The organism is Ruegeria sp. P10, assembly GCF_056534925.1.
Window position 1 is genome coordinate 1 of the sequence record NZ_JBQERJ010000003.1, and the last position, 15664, is coordinate 15664.

The following is a 15664-nucleotide window of genomic DNA, read 5'->3' on the forward strand; positions in this document are numbered from 1 at the left end:
TGCCCGGTCCGCAAAGCACCACTGCGCGCACCTGATCCTGTTCATCTGGCCCTAAATCTCCCGGGGAGCGCGTGGGGCTGGCCCCTGGCCTGTCCAACATGCGCCATTCTTCGAAAATCGCGTCAACAACACCCTGGCCGGCCCGCTCCATCAGTTCCAGACCGGTCACGTCACCAGACTTGATGGCGGCCTGCTCAATGGCCCGCATCTGTGCCGCTGTCAGCAATTCCATCCTTTCACCCCGCGCCTGATTCAGTTTTGATTACTTTTTGTGCAAGTCGCTCAAAAATTAGCACCCAACCGTTTTTCCAAGCATCCCGACCTGCACGATATCGCAATCACATTGCCGCCCGATCTTAGACGTGATCACTGCCCCTGAGACAACCATTCAAGGTGAACCGGGATGAAAAAGATCGAAGCGATCATCAAGCCGTTCAAACTGGACGAAGTAAAAGAGGCCTTGCAGGATGTGGGCGTCCAGGGCCTCAGCGTCATCGAGGTCAAAGGCTTCGGTCGCCAGAAAGGCCATACCGAACTGTATCGCGGCGCCGAGTATGTCGTCGATTTTCTGCCCAAGGTTAAAGTCGAGGTCGTATTGGACGACGACCAGGTCGACGCCGCGATCGAAGCCATCGTGTCGGCCGCCAAAACCGACAAGATCGGAGACGGCAAGATTTTCGTCTCGCCCGTCGACCAAGCCATTCGCATCCGGACCGGTGAGACCGGCTCGGAAGCGCTCTAACTCACACGATTACTGACACATCTATCAAAAGGACAAAGGGAATGAGCGTAGACGCAGTTCTCAATACAATCCGCGAAGAAGGCGTCGCCTATGTCGACATCCGCTTCACCGACGTGCGCGGCAAGCTGCAACACGTCACGGTGGACGTCGATCTGGTCGACGAAGACTTCCTGGAAGAAGGCTTCATGTTTGACGGCTCGTCCATTGCAGGCTGGAAGTCGATCGAAAACTCGGACATGAAACTGATCGCCGACACGACCTCGGCTTACATCGACCCGTTTTATGCGGAAAAGACACTGTGTCTGCACTGCTCGATCGTTGAGCCCGACACCGGTGAAGCCTATGGCCGCGACCCGCGCGGAACCGCGCAGAAAGCCGAAGCCTACCTGAAGTCCAGCGGTATCGGTGACGTTGCCTATATGGGTCCCGAAGCTGAATTCTTCCTGTTCGATGACGTTCGTTTTTCCAACAGCATCAACAAGGTATCCTTCGAAGTTGATGCAACGGATGCGTCGTGGAACACCGACACCGAATATGAGATGGGCAACATGGGCCATCGCCCGGGCGTCAAGGGCGGCTACTTCCCGGTCAACCCCATCGACGAAGCCCAGGACCTGCGCTCGGAAATGCTGTCGACCATGAAACGTCTGGGCATGAAGGTCGACAAGCACCACCACGAGGTTGCATCCTGTCAGCACGAGCTGGGCCTGATCTTCGACAGCCTGACCAAGCAGGCCGACGAGCTGCAAAAATACAAGTACGTCATCCACAACGTGGCACACGCCTACGGCAAGTCGGCCACTTTCATGCCCAAGCCGATCGCGGGTGACAACGGCACCGGCATGCATGTGAACATGTCGATTTGGAAAGATGGCAAGCCGCTGTTCGCCGGCGACAAGTATGCCGACCTGTCGGACGAGGCGCTGTACTTCATCGGCGGCATTCTGAAACACGCCAAGACCCTGAACGCCTTCACCAACCCGGCAACCAACAGCTACAAGCGTCTGATCCCAGGTTTCGAAGCCCCCGTTCTGCGGGCCTATTCGGCACGTAACCGTTCGGGTTGTGTGCGTATCCCATGGACTGAAAGCCCCAAAGCCAAACGTGTCGAGGCGCGCTTCCCCGATCCGGCCGCCAACCCCTATCTGGCGTTTGCCGCCCTGCTCATGGCTGGTCTTGATGGCATCAAGAACAAGATCAACCCCGGCGAGGCGATGGACAAGAACCTGTACGACTTGCCCGCCGAGGAACTGGCCGACATCCCGACCGTCTGCGGCAGCCTGCGTGAGGCTCTGGAGGCTCTGGCATCCGATCACGACTTCCTGCTTCAGGGCGATGTGTTCACCAAAGACCAGATTGACGGCTACATCGCGCTCAAGATGGAAGAGGTGGAAACCTACGAGCACACGCCGCACCCGGTGGAGTACGGCATGTACTACAGCTGCTAAGCTGAGTACGGAAACGATTTCGCAGGGCGCCCCTTCGGGCGCCCTCGTCATGTCTGCCCACACGGTTTGACGCGCCGTCGTTGATCCAACAGACTGGTGAGAACACTCCCGACCGGAGACGACAGCATGCCTTGCGATACCTCACCTTTCTCGAAATTCTCAAACCTTGTGACATCCGAACAGGAGCTGAGGAGGATCTCTGGCCATCCGCTGCCGCAGATCACCGCCAAGGAGGTGTCCTCTCTCGATCAGATGTGTCGCGATTTCATAGCGACCTCGCCGTTTTGCCTGATCGCTTCGGCCAACACGGATGGGCATCTTGATGTGTCACCCCGTGGCGACCCGCCCGGCTTTGTTCAGGTGCTGTCCGATACCCTGATCGCAGTCCCGGATCGGCCGGGAAACAAACGCGTGGATACGTTTCACAATGTTCTCAAGGATCCGCGCGTCAGCGTCCTGTTCTTTGTTCCGGGCAAGATGGAAACGCTCCGCATTCGCGGCACAGCCCGTATCTGTGCTGACACCCGTTTGCTTGAAACCATGGCCATTGACGGGCACCCGCCCAAACTGGCGCTGCTCATCCATGTCGCGACAGCATTTGCACACTGTCCCAAATGTGTAATCCGCGCACATCTGTGGCAACCCAAAGACTGGCCGGATTCGACCCATCTGCCAAGTATGAATGCGATGATGGTGAAACACGCCCGCATCAATGCCACCCCAGAGGAATGGTTCGAAACGCTCAGAAAAAAGGGCGAGCTGGACCTTTATTAACCGCTTTGCCCAAGACGCAGCCCACGCTAGGCTAACCGCAGATTTCAATTCCATCGGATTACGCCCATGTTTCGACTTGCCACCATTCTTGCCCTTTCCCTGACGTCCCCGGTTCTGGCCGCACCCTGTGGCGACACCAGCGCTGGATTTGAGGCATGGAAGGCCGATTTTGCCAAACAGGCACGCAAGGCGGGGGTGAAAAAGAAAGGTCTGCAAGCGCTGTCCCAGACACAATATGCCACGCGCACCATCGCCGCAGACCGCAATCAAAAAAGCTTCAAATACTCGCTGGACAAGTTCATGCGAGTCCGAGGCGCTGATACAATCGTCGCACAGGGGCGCAAACGCAAAGCCGCCAACCCGAACTATTATGCCGCCTTTGAGCGGCAATATGGTGTTCCTGCGGGCGTTTTGATCGCCATTCACGGCATGGAAACCGGCTTTGGCAATTTCATGGGCGACAGTCAGGTTGTTTCCGCAATCACAACATTGGCCTATGATTGTCGCCGGTCAGAGTTCTTTATTCCCCACGCAATTGGGGCACTGAAACTGGTCGACAGGGGCAGTATCACAATGTCGACAAAAGGGGCAAAACATGGCGAACTGGGCCACACGCAATTCCTGCCAGGCAACGCCCTGACCTATGGTGTCGATGCTACGGGCGACCGGCGCGTGGACTTCTACAACATGACGGATGCATTGGCCTCAACCGCCAATTTCCTTCGCCAGAAAGGGTGGAAACCGGGACGCGGCTATCAACCCGGAGAACCAAATTTTCGCGTCTTGCAGCAGTGGAATGCAGCCTCTGTCTATCAGCAATCCATCGCAATAATGGCTGCCCGAATCGACAATTAGCCCCGCCGCACCGACAACACGCACTGCGCCCAATTTCGCCACATTTCCGCCACAGTGACAAACAAAAGCCTTTGGTTGCTTGGTTTCCAAAGCGTAACCAATCGCCGGTAAATTTCACTTTTTTGCATTTTTTGCCAAATTCTCTGCAAGAAGGGGTGCTAACCTTTGGCTGACAGAATGTAAAAAAGGACAGGGCAGTGGCTCGGAAGCACAGCTACCATGGCGGCCTGCAATTTGATGGCGACGCAACTGGCGCGATAGAGCGCTTTGGAACGATCGTCGCCACGACGCTGGAAGACTACGGTCATCTGGTCGAGCGCAAGGCCCTGCTCAGCGCGACCGAGGCCAGCATCGTCTCGAGCCAGTATCTTGTGCGGATGACTCTGGATACAGGCACCTCCGGACAGCAGGACCGATACGAGCGCATGGATCGCGCTGCGGGGTTGAAAACCATAACAAAGCCCCGCGTGTCACATCCACAAAACAGGTTGGTACTGACAATAACGCCAGTCTCGCCACTTTTGGACGACGCCGAGATTTCGGAACTGATGCTGGTGGTCACTCTGTATCGCATGGTCGATATCTGTTCGACCCGGCGGGTTGAATGGTTGTCGCCACACACGGTTCTTACTGTCGAGCACTTCATGAGCGCCTTTGACACCCTGACACCAAGCCGAACAAGCCGGGATCGAAAGCAGATCTTTCAATCACTGACCGGACAGTTCGCCGGGATGCAGCAGTCTGAACAGGATGACACGATCACTGCCTTACACACTCCTGCCGCGCGTCCAATTCAACTGACGGACGAACAATTGCTCAGCATCGCGTTCCGAAGCGACGAGGTAGACCTGCCCACCCAGAAGGACGCAGGCGCTTCCATCGCGGATGATGACAAGCCAAGCGACATCCTGCGGCTCAGCAGTTGGTGCTTGACCGGAGTTCTGGCCAGCATTTCAGCGCCAATTGCCGTATCGATGGCCGCAGTCAATCTGATCCGGGGCGAAGATTTCCGCCTGAACACACAGGTGCTTGTATTCACATTTGCCATTGTCGCACTGAACGCCAGCAACGCGTTGGCCGATGTAGCGGGCGCCTTGGGCATGTAAAGGAATTATCGAAGACCCTCCTAGGAGGCCCCGCCATCAGGCGGGGTTTTCCGTTTTTGGGATCGCGTTTGCGGCCAGAACGTATGTGTGGATGGAAAACACGACCGCGTTGGTTTTCGGCAAACGCAATAGCGTCTGCCGCTCGCTTCGCAGATAAGACGCTTGACGCCGGTCCCGTATTTTGCGCGGCTCACTTGCACTGCGAGGCTGGAACAGCTCCGGGTCTTCGTACCACAGGGCGTTGAATCGCCAAAGCGGGCGACCGGGTTGAATACCGTCGAATAGCCTCTGCACCCGTTTCGCGACATTGGCGTCATAGCTTTCCACGGGCACGTGGATATCAATCAACGGTCGCATGAATTTCTCGGACAGGCGCCAACTGGCAGGGAAACACAGGATGGCACCCGTCAGAACATGCTCATTTCCCCGTTTCTGAAGGATGCAGAAGTCCTCTTGTACCAGCCTGCACAGCGTATCAAGCGGACAATCCCGATCGATCGCGACGGATACGCCATCCGGCCTTGCGGCCTCTGCCCCGGCCGTGGGATATGTCTGCGTCAGCACCAGATCCAGCAACTCTTGCGCGGCAGGTTTGGCCCCAGGATCAAGCGCAAGAACATCGTCGCGCCGCTCAGCCAGAATTTCTTCGCGGCGCCGCATCTGGTCGGCAAAAGCCTCGTCCTGATCTAGCCAGCTTTCCATGGTTGCCGGTTGAATACCCGGCAAAGCGCGTGGGCTTTCGACATCATACGGAATCTTGTTTTGCAGAATACGAGTCATGCTGGAGGCTTAGCATGCGCAAATTTTCTTGTCGGTCGAAAACGACAACCTCGCCGTCGCATTTTTCTCAGACGATTGGTTGTGGCGGATGAATTGTATTTGGAACAAGCAATGAGGCCAGCCATGAACCAGCACTATCGAGACACGCGCAAGATTGACCCCAGCCGCGGCACGACATTGGGCGATGGTACGCCGAACGAAAATGACCGGATCGAGATTGGGCCGACGCAGCTTGCGTTTGACGAGTGGGCCGCTGCGGGGCTGGAACTTCCCAATCTGGCACGGATGCGGGAACACCGCTGGAAGAGGCTGACACAGGCCATTGTGGACCGCGGCTATGGCGGCTTGCTGATTTTTGACCCGCTGAATATCCGCTATGCCACCGACAGCACGAATATGCAGCTGTGGAACACCCACAATCCGTTTCGGGCGGTTCTGCTGTGTACGGATGGCTATATGGTGATCTGGGATTACAAGAACTCCCCCTTCCTCAGCACCTTCAACCCGCTTGTGCGCGAGCAGCGCTCGGGCGCTGACCTGTTCTACTTCGACCGGGGCGACAAGGTTGACGTGGCCGCAGATGTGTTCTCGAACGAAGTACGCGTACTGATCGAAGAACACGGCGGCGGCAACATGCGCCTGGCCGTCGACAAGATCATGCTGCACGGATTGCGCGCGCTCGAGGCGCAGGGGTTCGACATCATGGAAGGCGAAGAGCTGACCGAGAAGACCCGCGCCGTCAAAGGGCCGGACGAAATCCTGGCCATGCGCTGCGCCAGCCATGCCTGCGAAACTGCGGTTGCCGAAATGGAACGGTTTGCCCGTGCCAATGTCGGCGACGGCAAGACCTCGGAAGATGATATCTGGGCTGTTCTTCACGCCGAAAACATCAGGCGTGGCGGTGAGTGGATCGAAACCCGTCTGCTGGCTTCGGGCCAGCGGACCAACCCGTGGTTTCAGGAATGCGGCCCGCGGATCACCCAGCAGAACGAGATCATCTCGTTCGACACTGACCTGATTGGTTCTTACGGGATTTGCATCGATATTTCCCGCAGTTGGTGGATCGGCGATCAGAAGCCGCGCGAGGACATGATCTATGCCATGCAGCACGCCCATGAACACATCATGACAAATATGGAGATGCTCAAGCCCGGCGTGATGATCCCTGAACTGACCGCAAATTCCCACCGGCTGGACAAGAAGTTCCAGGCGCAGAAATATGGCTGCCTGATGCACGGCGTCGGCCTTTGCGATGAATGGCCGTTGGTTGCTTATCCGGACAAGGCGGTTGAAGGGGCCTACGATTATCCGCTGGAACCCGGAATGGTCTTGTGTGTCGAAGCCTGCGTGGGCGAAGTGGGTGGCGATTTCAGCATCAAGCTGGAGGATCAGGTTCTCATAACCGAAAACGGATATGAGAACCTGACGAAATACCCCTTCGATGCCCGGTTGATGGGGCTCGAGTGAGGCCGGCGCCTCATTCTGACCAATGAGACCGGCGCACGTTGCCGTGCCAGTCTTCGACAGTTGGACTTACCTGAGCCTGCGGCCCGCTGAAAACTGCGGGCCGGGATTGCCCGACGGCAAAACCCACGAGGCCAGCCAGAACAATCGCCATGACTGTACTGGGTAGTATCTTTGGAAGATGTGCGGCAACGTCTGCATGTGCCATCTGCGTCTCCTTTATCAATTGCTGTAGGCCGTAGATGGGCTTGATTGCAACATAAGTGAAACGAATGTTTGTTTCATGTATTATCACAAACATTGATTAAGCGCCGACCACCCCCAAAATAGCGGCCGCGCCTGTCACCGCCCGGGGCATCTTTCGGATTGCAAGGCGCTCGCTTGGTTCTCACCTTCCCGTGACGCGTTTGACATAAGGGTTGTGACCCGGCGGGCTTGACCACAGTATTGGGGATGTTTCCCCGAACCGTTCAAGGAGCCGACATGCCCACGGAACGCATCACTTTTGCCGGACATGACGGCAGCCAATTGGCCGCGCGGCTGGATTTGCCGGATGGTCCGGTCCTTGCGACGGCCCTGTTTGCCCATTGCTTCACCTGTTCCAAGGACATACCTGCGGCCCGGCGCATTTCGGCCCGCCTGGCGGCCATGGGAATTGCAGTGCTTCGGTTCGACTTTACCGGCCTGGGTCATTCCGAAGGAGAATTCGCCAACACGACCTTCACGTCGAATGTCGAGGACCTTATCTCGGCCGCGCAATATCTGGCCGGACGAAACATGGCCCCTGCCCTGCTGATCGGTCACTCGCTTGGCGGCGCGGCGGTTTTGCGGGCGCGTGCCGGAATTCCGACGGTCAAGGCCGTGGTCACCTTGGGCGCACCGGCGGATCCCGGCCACGTGTCCCATCATTTCGAGGATGCCCTGCCCCAGATCGAACAGCAGGGCAGCGCCGAGGTCACCTTGGGCGGGCGCCCGTTTCGAATTGGCAAAGCGTTTGTGGACGACATTGCGGGGTCGGCCCTGTCTGCCTCGATCGCTGATCTCAAGGCCGCTTTGCTGATCCTGCACGCTCCTCGGGACGAAACGGTCAGTATCGACAACGCAAGCACCATCTTTCTGGCTGCAAAGCACCCAAAAAGCTTCGTCACCCTCGACGATGCCGATCACCTAATCACACGGGCGTCTGATGCTGAATATGCCGCGGATGTCATCTCGGCTTGGGTTTCGCGCTATCTGAAACTTTGCCCACCCGCGCCGCCCCCGGGTGCGCCGGAAGGTGTCGTTCGCGTAACAGAAGCGGATCCGAATGGCTTCATGCAGGATATTCAGGCAGGCCCGCACCATCATGCCGTTGCAGATGAGCCTGCCTCTTATGGCGGCACGGATAAGGGCATGTCGCCTTATGGATTTGTCTCATCCGGCCTCGGCGCCTGCACGTCCATGACGATAAGGATGTATGCGCGCCGCAAAAAATGGCCGCTGACCAGTGTCAGCGTCGATGTCTGCCATGACAAAGTTCATGCTCAGGATGCCGGTTTGGCGAATGAAGGCAAAGTGGATCAGTTCCGCCGCAAAATCCGCCTGAGCGGCCCGCTTGATCAGGAACAAAAACAGCGCCTGCTGGAAATCGCAGACAAATGCCCGGTTCACCGGACACTTGAAGGCTCGGCGCATATCACGACCGAACTTCTTACCTGAGAGAAGGCCGCCGGACAGGCGGCCTTTTGATTATCTGCGGCGTGGTGCCGGACGATGGATCGGTGGCCGCGCGGCAGGTGGCCGGGCCACCGGGGGTCGCGGCCGCGCAGGAGGTTTGGCAACCGGTGGATTCGGGCGCTCGGGACGCAAGGGCCGATCAGGTCGACCTGGGCGGTCCGGGCGGTTGATATCAACATTCACATCGACATCGCGATAGTAGTCGTTCCACAGCATCGAGTCATAGAACGGGTCATACCCGTATCCGACGCCGACCGTTACGCCGTCACAGGCCGACAACGTCAAAGTCGCGGCCCCCAGCCCCAATGCGAGGGAAATCCGTTTAGTCAGTCCTATGCGCATCTTGCCCCCTCACAGAAGCGACCGGAACGACGCGAAAACGGCGTTCAAGTCTTCGGCGAAATCCGGGTCTGCCCCATCCCGCAGGATGGCAACAGCTATGGCGACACGGTTGCGCGGCAAGTCAATGACAGTGGCCGTGAAGTTCACCCCCTTGCCATCGCGGCGCCCTGTCCCCCGAAAGACACGGGCGGGCAACCCGCCGATGCGGATGTCGCTGGTGCTGGTAAGGGTCGGGTCTTTGACCAGAAACTTGTCGATATCCTGCAAGTAGCGGACCCCATCCTGAATGGTCGCAACCCCTGAAGGTGAAACAAACCCCATCCAGACGTTGTCGTCGGTTACGGGACGCAGCCCCATGACCCGAGCCACCGCACGCGGATCATCCAACCCGGTGTCTTCGATCTCACGCGGGCCGCCAGTGCGCAGCACCCAGAAATCTGGCACGTCGAACCGAAACAGGGCGCGACCATCCTCGGTATATGTCACTGGTGTGTCGGCCAGTGCTGATCCTGCCCCACCCAGCCAGACAGCGGCGCAAGCGGCAAGAATTGGAGATGATAATAAACGCATATTTCAATAACCTGATGATTTCTTCACCCTCAGCTTGACCGCTGAAAGCGCGACTTGTCCAGCACTGCGTTGCAAAGACCCAGAAAAACCGCGTTCCGGTATTTCCCTTCCCCGCACGTGTCATCTGCCTCTTGCAAGCATCACGCCCCAATTTTTCAGACAAATACATGAAATCTATTGCGCATAGACCCCGACGGTCTGGCCGCCCGCATCATCAACGAAACGGATCGCGTCCCCATTTCGCCAGACGTCGTAGCAGGCCCACAAATCGGCAGGTGGCCATGTCGAGCAGTATTGATCCCCTCTCACCGCCCAGCGCCCGACACTGGGCCCGCCCGAGAAATACTGCGTGGTCATGCTGGCTTCGAAAACCTGCCAAACACCCGAGCCGTATTCCAGCTTCTTGCCGGCCAAGGCTGACAGGATTTCCTCTCCGGACAGTTTCTGGAAGTCTCCGGCCACCAAAACAACCGGCCAAAGAGCGAAAATCAGGGCAAACCGTCTCATACCTGCTCTCACATCTTGTTCCCTTGCGCACAGGCGGCTAAACCCCGCGCCAACGCCTCATCCCAATCACATAAAGGTGCTGCCGCCAATGATTCCCCGTTATTCCCGCCCTGACATGGTTGCCATTTGGTCGCCCGAAACCAAGTTTCGCATCTGGTACGAAATCGAGGCGCATGCCTGCGATGCCATGGCCGATCTGGGCGTGATCCCGCGCGAGAATGCAGAAGCCGTTTGGAAAGCCAAGGACGTGGAATTCGACGTCGCCCGTATCGACGAGATCGAAGCCGTAACCAAGCATGACGTCATCGCATTCCTGACCCATCTCGCCGAACATGTCGGCAGTGAAGAGGCCCGGTTCGTGCACCAGGGCATGACCAGTTCAGACGTGTTGGACACCTGTTTCAACGTCCAGCTGACGCGCGCGGCGGACCTTCTGATCGCCGATCTCGAAGGGCTTTTGGCAGCGCTCAAGCGCCGTGCGTTTGAACACAAGGACACCGTTCGCATCGGCCGCAGCCACGGTATCCACGCAGAGCCTACGACAATGGGCCTGACCTTTGCCCGGTTCTATGCCGAGATGGACCGCAACCTGTCCCGTATGCGCGACGCCCGTGCGGAAATCGCAACTGGGGCCATCAGCGGTGCCGTCGGCACATTTGCCAATATCGATCCCGCCGTCGAGGAACATGTCTGTGACAAACTGGGCCTTGTGCCCGAACCGATCAGCACCCAAGTGATCCCGCGTGATCGCCATGCGGCCTTCTTTGCGACGCTTGGCGTCATCGCCAGCAGCATCGAAAACATCGCCATCGAAATCCGCCACATGCAGCGGACCGAGGTTTTGGAGGGCGCAGAATTCTTCTCGATGGGCCAGAAAGGCTCGTCGGCCATGCCGCACAAGAAAAACCCGGTACTGACCGAGAACCTGACCGGGCTGGCCCGCATGGTACGCGCGGCAGTGATCCCGGCAATGGAGAATGTCGCGCTCTGGCATGAACGCGACATCTCGCATTCCTCGGTCGAGCGCATGATCGGTCCGGATGCCACGATTACACTGGATTTTGCGCTGGCCCGTCTGACCGGTGTGATCGACAAGATGCTGATCTTCCCCGAAAACATGCTGGAAAACATGAACAAATTCCCCGGTCTTGTCATGAGCCAGCGTGTTCTTCTGGCCTTGACCCAGGCAGGGGTCAGCCGTGAGGACGCCTATGCCATGGTCCAGCGCAACGCGCTGAAGGTTTGGGAACACCGCACCGATTTCAAACAGGAACTGCTGGCGGATGCCGATGTAACGGCCGCGCTCAGCCCCGAAGAAATCGAAGAGAAATTCGACCTCGGCTATCACACCAAACACGTTGATACGATCTTCGCCCGGGTATTTGGCGAATAAGGTACGTCTCGACGCCGACTTCACACGGCCCGGTCTGCAATGCGCAGGCCGGGCCTTGTTTTTTGCCAGACTGCCCGAAATCGGTTATTCTGCGGATGATTTTTGGGGAGAGGCACCATGATCCGTACCGTTCTTTGCTCACTTGCACTTGTTTGTGTGGCATCTGCCGGCCTTGCATGCAGCGGGCATTCCAAACAGACGCAATCCTGCGCACCCGGCACAACCTGGGACACTGAAACGCAAAGCTGCACGAAATCGGTCAACAGCTGACGAATTTCTGTCCGACTTGTGAATAAAAGCAACCGTTCCACTGTTAGCTTTTTTGTAGATCGCACTATGATTTTGTGAGCAGCCCCGAGAACGGAGTAAGAATATGCGCCTTTTGTTAGCTTCAGCCCTCGCTTTGCAGGCCTTCGCCTTTGCCCCTGTGGTCCACGCCGCAGGCGGCGACAGCAGCAGCCCGCCGAAACCGACGAATACGACCAAGAAATGTTTGTTCGGTCGGGTCTATGACGAAGCCAGAGGCCGGTGCGTCAAACCCAACAAAACCAACCTGTCGGAAGATCAGCTTTACGACGCCGTCCGCGAACTGGCCTATGACGGGCAATACGGGCACGCGCAGGATATCCTGCGGATCATGGATCAGGACGACGACCGTGTGCTGACCTATTGGGGCTTTACCTACCGCAAGATGGGCGAGCTGGAGCTGGCGAACGTCTTTTACCAGAATGCCATCAATGCCAATCCCGACAATCTTCTGGCGCGCAGCTACATGGCGCAAGGCTTTGTAACCGAAGGAAAAACCGATCTGGCAATCGAGCAATGGCGTGAGATCAAAGCCCGCGGCGGCGAAGGGACCTGGGCCGAGACGTCTCTGCGCGAGGCTATCCGGACAGGGTTTACCTACAGCTACTGAGCTTCAGGGTTATTTAACCCGACTCCCGTTAATCTGCCCGTGGTTCGGAAAATTTGGCACTACGGGCAGATGCAGGACACAAACGCTTTGATACAAATGGCAAATGGGGGGTCTGCCCCACTTGCCGCGGGGGATGAACACGCGCCGCAAGTTGTTCCGCGCACATTGACCGGTCAGCAAAAAGCGGCCGTTGTCGTGCGCCTTCTGTTGAACGAGGGCGCCGATATTCCACTTGAGGAACTGCCTGACGACCTGCAAGAGACATTGACCCATCAACTTGGGCAAATGGGCCTTGTGGATCGTGTAACCCTGGGCGCAGTGGCCCAGGAATTCAGCGACGCTCTGGACAATGTCGGGCTGGCTTTTCCACATGGGCTTGCAGGTGCATTGGATGCGGTGAACGGAAAGATCGCACCATCGACGGCCGCGCGCCTGCGCAAGCTTGCCGGGGTGCGCCAGATCGGCGATCCTTGGCAACGCCTGCGTGACATACCCGTTGAGGATCTTGCCAAAATGGCCCAAGCGGAAAGCACCGAGGTGGCGGCTGTCATGCTTTCAAAGATGGATACCGCACAGGCGGCGCAGATGCTGGCCCATATGCCGGGCCCGGTTGCGCGGCGCATTACCTATGCCATCTCGAAAACAACAAATGTCACCCCCGAAGCGGTTGAACGTATTGGCTGGTCGCTGGCCGCGCAACTGGATCAGCGGCCTGCTCAGGCTTTCGACAATGGTCCGGGCGCACGCGTGGGCGCGATCCTGAACCAGTCGGCGGCCGCGACACGCGATGACTTGTTGAACGCATTGGACGAGGACGACGCCGAATTTGCGGATCTGGTACGCCAGTCGATCTTTACCTTTGCCCATATCCCAAGCCGTATCACGGCCCGCGATGTTCCCGCCATCCTGCGTGAAGTGGAACAGCCGGTTCTTGTCACCGCACTGGCAGGTGCCGCCGCGGATGATGACAAGGCATCCGTTGAATTCATTCTGTCAAACATTTCGTCCCGCATGGCCGACAATCTGCGCGAGGAAATGGCCGAACGTGGGCGCGTCAAACAGTCGGAAGCCGAAGATGCCATGACACAGGTGGTGGCCGCCATTCGCGTTCTGGTCGATGCCGGTTCCATTGTTCTGATCGAAAACGATGACGAGGAAGATGCAGCCTGACCCCGCGAACCCGCGGGTATTGCGCGATCCGGCCACCTGCTGCGGGTTCAGGTTTTCCGCCCGTCTGAGCGCTTGAGCTTGCAGGCATCGGGCTGTATGTCTTTCTCAGCAATTCGCAACACGCGGTGAGACACCTCCATGCCCGTTGAAAAGTCGGAGCTCAGCCGGTTTGAGCTTGGGAAATACTATGTCGCCAACCTGTTTCTTCAGGGGGTCATCCGCGTTATGCGCATGCTTCCCTATGAGCGGCGTATTGCAACGATGGGGGCTATCGTGCGGTTTCTGGCACCTGTTGTCGGGTTTCGCAAACGTGTCCGTCGGAATCTGAAGCTGACTTGCCCGGACTTGCCTGAAGCCGAAGTCAGGCAAATCTGCCGCGATGTGCCGGACAATGCCGGTCGTGCGATCATGGAACATTTTTCTCCGGAAGACTTTATCGAACGGCAGAGCAAGGCCAAGATTTCTGGGCCGGGTATCGCTGCATTTGACGCGGCTGTTGCCGAGGGGCGTCCGGTCATGATGATTACGGCGCATTTCGGTCACTACCTTGCAGCGCGCATCGCCTTGCAGACATACAGCGGTCAGCCCATCGGCTGCCTGTATCGGCGGATGGCCAACCCGTATTTCAACGACGCTTATGTCGAAGCTTTCTACAAGACAGGCGCCCCGATGTTCGAACAGGGGCGGCGCGGTATGGTCGAGATGGTGCGCTCGTTGAAAAAGGGTGGGATCATTGCCATCGTTTCAGATCTTCACGCAATGGGCGGTGAAGAATTGATGTTTTTCGGTAAACCCGCAGTGACATCCGTGCTGAACGCCGAGTTGGCCATCAAGTACAATGCCGAGCTGATTCCGTGTTACGCGGTACGTCAGCCCAACGGTCTTGATTTTGAGATCGTTCTGCACGAACCGGTTCCGCACACCGACCCAAAAACCATGACCCAGTTCACCAATGACGATCTGGAAAAGATGGTGCGGCAGCATATGGGGCAATGGTTCTGGATTCACCGCCGCTGGAAACACTGGAACGGGTTGGGCATCAAGCCGGAAGAGATGCCCTGATCACCTGACCCGGGTGGCGGCAACAATCGGCCCTTCCCCGGCCCTTTGAACCAAAACGACAGCCGGCAGGTCCAAACCAAGCTGAACCGTGAATGATTGCGGCGCAGTTCCATCCCACTGCCCTGCAATCTGCCAGGCCTCAACTACATTGGCATAGTCCAGCTCGTGCCCGGCCAGCTCTCCACGACGGATCGAAGCGTGCCGCATGGGCGAATACTGAACCACATGCACGTCATAGGTATCGCCTTTCGGCAACTCGACGGGCGTCACATCCACTGTCACTTCATCGGCTGAGCGCACGGCCGTCACAAGCGCTTCGGGCGCTGCTTTCAGATGCGCTTCGATCAATCGATCAAGTTCACGGGATTGCGCTCCGACGATGTCGTGCTGCCCGTTGATCACCATCTGCGGGGTGTAGATCATGGAACGCCCCCCCTCGCGGGCATAAGCCCGCTGCCGGAGCGTATGATCGGGGTCTGCGTATTCGTCCTTCCACCCGATATAGTCCCAGTAATCGACATGCAAAGCCAGCCCTATGACGTCGTCGCGCTTGGCCAGATCATGCATGATCCGATCTGCCGGCGGGCAGGATGAACACCCCTGAGACGTGAACAGCTCAACCACAACCGGGTCTTCCTCGGCCGCGACCTGTACCGCCACAAGGCAGGAAAACACGGTGGTCAAGGCAATGGATCTGAACATGAGAACTCTCGGGTTGAGCGGTTGGATCTCAGGGATAGCTGCTTTGACACTCAACAGCCAATCAAGGTTTCTTGAGGCTTTGACGCATTCCCTCCGCGAAAAGTGTACAATAGTATA

At 57.6% G+C, this 15664-nt stretch carries 17 protein-coding genes and 1 pseudogene; 11 read left to right on the top strand and 7 right to left on the bottom strand.

Annotated features, from left to right (window positions below):
* Positions 1-232 (bottom strand): annotated as a pseudogene (locus tag ACR0FB_RS05815) (bifunctional ADP-dependent NAD(P)H-hydrate dehydratase/NAD(P)H-hydrate epimerase); the annotation flags it as partial.
* 171 nt (positions 233-403) lie between these two features.
* Between ACR0FB_RS05815 and ACR0FB_RS05820 the strand changes: the two are divergent.
* The 5 genes from ACR0FB_RS05820 (at position 404) to ACR0FB_RS05840 (ending at position 4925) form a co-directional block, all read left to right on the top strand.
* Positions 404-742: a P-II family nitrogen regulator gene (locus tag ACR0FB_RS05820; protein WP_152458342.1), complete on the top strand. Its 339-nt coding sequence runs from the start codon at positions 404-406 to the stop codon at positions 740-742.
* 41 nt (positions 743-783) lie between these two features.
* Positions 784-2190 carry a type I glutamate--ammonia ligase gene (gene glnA / locus ACR0FB_RS05825; RefSeq protein ID WP_480619692.1) on the top strand — a complete coding sequence of 469 codons (1407 nt, stop codon included), beginning with the start codon at positions 784-786 and terminating at the stop codon, positions 2188-2190.
* Positions 2191-2316: 126 nt separating this feature from the next.
* Positions 2317-2964 (top strand): MSMEG_1061 family FMN-dependent PPOX-type flavoprotein, encoded by a 648-nt coding sequence (locus ACR0FB_RS05830; protein ID WP_480619694.1) that lies wholly within the window; start codon positions 2317-2319, stop codon positions 2962-2964.
* 66 nt (positions 2965-3030) lie between these two features.
* On the top strand, positions 3031-3819 hold the full coding sequence (locus tag ACR0FB_RS05835; protein WP_480619696.1) for a lytic murein transglycosylase: 789 nt from the start codon (positions 3031-3033) through the stop codon (positions 3817-3819).
* A gap of 197 nt (positions 3820-4016) precedes the next feature.
* A complete protein-coding gene (locus tag ACR0FB_RS05840; protein ID WP_171723040.1) occupies positions 4017-4925 on the top strand; it encodes a hypothetical protein in 909 nt (302 codons plus the stop codon).
* A gap of 36 nt (positions 4926-4961) precedes the next feature.
* On the opposite strand, the gene ACR0FB_RS05845 is transcribed toward ACR0FB_RS05840, so the two are convergent.
* Positions 4962-5705, bottom strand: coding sequence for a heme-dependent oxidative N-demethylase family protein (locus tag ACR0FB_RS05845; protein WP_209832735.1), 744 nt, complete (start codon positions 5703-5705; stop codon positions 4962-4964).
* 123 nt (positions 5706-5828) lie between these two features.
* Between ACR0FB_RS05845 and dddP the strand changes: the two genes are divergently transcribed.
* Positions 5829-7172: a dimethylsulfonioproprionate lyase DddP gene (gene dddP, locus ACR0FB_RS05850; protein ID WP_480619698.1), complete on the top strand. Its 1344-nt coding sequence runs from the start codon at positions 5829-5831 to the stop codon at positions 7170-7172.
* Positions 7173-7182: 10 nt separating this feature from the next.
* Here the strand turns inward: dddP and ACR0FB_RS05855 are convergent, their stop codons facing one another.
* Positions 7183-7377 (bottom strand): hypothetical protein, encoded by a 195-nt coding sequence (locus ACR0FB_RS05855; protein WP_171631450.1) that lies wholly within the window; start codon positions 7375-7377, stop codon positions 7183-7185.
* Between the two features lie 275 nt (positions 7378-7652).
* On the opposite strand from ACR0FB_RS05855, the gene ACR0FB_RS05860 reads away from it, so the two are divergent.
* Positions 7653-8867 carry a bifunctional alpha/beta hydrolase/OsmC family protein gene (locus ACR0FB_RS05860; protein WP_209832733.1) on the top strand — a complete coding sequence of 405 codons (1215 nt, stop codon included), beginning with the start codon at positions 7653-7655 and terminating at the stop codon, positions 8865-8867.
* 30 nt (positions 8868-8897) lie between these two features.
* Here ACR0FB_RS05860 and ACR0FB_RS05865 read toward each other — a convergent pair whose 3' ends face one another.
* The 3 genes from ACR0FB_RS05865 to ACR0FB_RS05875 form a co-directional block, all read right to left on the bottom strand.
* Complete coding sequence (locus tag ACR0FB_RS05865; protein ID WP_480619700.1) at positions 8898-9227, bottom strand: hypothetical protein; 330 nt, start codon at positions 9225-9227, stop codon at positions 8898-8900.
* 9 nt (positions 9228-9236) lie between these two features.
* Positions 9237-9797, bottom strand: a complete 561-nt coding sequence (locus ACR0FB_RS05870) for a hypothetical protein (RefSeq protein WP_171204978.1) — start codon at positions 9795-9797, stop codon at positions 9237-9239.
* Between the two features lie 174 nt (positions 9798-9971).
* Complete coding sequence (locus tag ACR0FB_RS05875) at positions 9972-10304, bottom strand: hypothetical protein (RefSeq protein WP_171631440.1); 333 nt, start codon at positions 10302-10304, stop codon at positions 9972-9974.
* Between the two features lie 88 nt (positions 10305-10392).
* Between ACR0FB_RS05875 and purB the strand changes: the two genes are divergently transcribed.
* From purB to ACR0FB_RS05895, 4 genes are all read left to right on the top strand, one after another.
* The gene (purB, locus tag ACR0FB_RS05880; RefSeq protein WP_171228076.1) at positions 10393-11697 is read left to right on the top strand and encodes an adenylosuccinate lyase; all 1305 of its coding nucleotides are present in this window, start codon (positions 10393-10395) and stop codon (positions 11695-11697) included.
* Positions 11698-12070: 373 nt separating this feature from the next.
* Positions 12071-12613 (top strand): tetratricopeptide repeat protein, encoded by a 543-nt coding sequence (locus ACR0FB_RS05885; protein ID WP_171723035.1) that lies wholly within the window; start codon positions 12071-12073, stop codon positions 12611-12613.
* Between the two features lie 96 nt (positions 12614-12709).
* On the top strand, positions 12710-13783 hold the full coding sequence (locus ACR0FB_RS05890; RefSeq protein ID WP_480620009.1) for a flagellar motor switch protein FliG: 1074 nt from the start codon (positions 12710-12712) through the stop codon (positions 13781-13783).
* Between the two features lie 138 nt (positions 13784-13921).
* Positions 13922-14845, top strand: a complete 924-nt coding sequence (locus ACR0FB_RS05895; protein ID WP_171631433.1) for a lysophospholipid acyltransferase family protein — start codon at positions 13922-13924, stop codon at positions 14843-14845.
* On the opposite strand, the gene ACR0FB_RS05900 is transcribed toward ACR0FB_RS05895, so the two are convergent.
* The gene (locus ACR0FB_RS05900; protein ID WP_209832722.1) at positions 14846-15547 is read right to left on the bottom strand and encodes a DUF1223 domain-containing protein; all 702 of its coding nucleotides are present in this window, start codon (positions 15545-15547) and stop codon (positions 14846-14848) included.
* Between the last annotated feature and the right edge of the window lie 117 nt (positions 15548-15664).

Coding starts and splice junctions, on each gene's coding strand:
- ACR0FB_RS05820 (WP_152458342.1), top strand. CDS start 404: ATGAAAAAGATCGAAGCGATCATCAAGCCGTTCAAACTGGACGAAGTA.
- glnA (WP_480619692.1), top strand. CDS start 784: ATGAGCGTAGACGCAGTTCTCAATACAATCCGCGAAGAAGGCGTCGCC.
- ACR0FB_RS05830 (WP_480619694.1), top strand. CDS start 2,317: ATGCCTTGCGATACCTCACCTTTCTCGAAATTCTCAAACCTTGTGACA.
- ACR0FB_RS05835 (WP_480619696.1), top strand. CDS start 3,031: ATGTTTCGACTTGCCACCATTCTTGCCCTTTCCCTGACGTCCCCGGTT.
- ACR0FB_RS05845 (WP_209832735.1), bottom strand. CDS start 5,705: ATGACTCGTATTCTGCAAAACAAGATTCCGTATGATGTCGAAAGCCCA.
- dddP (WP_480619698.1), top strand. CDS start 5,829: ATGAACCAGCACTATCGAGACACGCGCAAGATTGACCCCAGCCGCGGC.
- ACR0FB_RS05855 (WP_171631450.1), bottom strand. CDS start 7,377: ATGGCACATGCAGACGTTGCCGCACATCTTCCAAAGATACTACCCAGT.
- ACR0FB_RS05860 (WP_209832733.1), top strand. CDS start 7,653: ATGCCCACGGAACGCATCACTTTTGCCGGACATGACGGCAGCCAATTG.
- ACR0FB_RS05865 (WP_480619700.1), bottom strand. CDS start 9,227: ATGCGCATAGGACTGACTAAACGGATTTCCCTCGCATTGGGGCTGGGG.
- ACR0FB_RS05870 (WP_171204978.1), bottom strand. CDS start 9,797: ATGCGTTTATTATCATCTCCAATTCTTGCCGCTTGCGCCGCTGTCTGG.
- ACR0FB_RS05875 (WP_171631440.1), bottom strand. CDS start 10,304: ATGAGACGGTTTGCCCTGATTTTCGCTCTTTGGCCGGTTGTTTTGGTG.
- purB (WP_171228076.1), top strand. CDS start 10,393: ATGATTCCCCGTTATTCCCGCCCTGACATGGTTGCCATTTGGTCGCCC.
- ACR0FB_RS05885 (WP_171723035.1), top strand. CDS start 12,071: ATGCGCCTTTTGTTAGCTTCAGCCCTCGCTTTGCAGGCCTTCGCCTTT.
- ACR0FB_RS05890 (WP_480620009.1), top strand. CDS start 12,710: ATGGCAAATGGGGGGTCTGCCCCACTTGCCGCGGGGGATGAACACGCG.
- ACR0FB_RS05895 (WP_171631433.1), top strand. CDS start 13,922: ATGCCCGTTGAAAAGTCGGAGCTCAGCCGGTTTGAGCTTGGGAAATAC.
- ACR0FB_RS05900 (WP_209832722.1), bottom strand. CDS start 15,547: ATGTTCAGATCCATTGCCTTGACCACCGTGTTTTCCTGCCTTGTGGCG.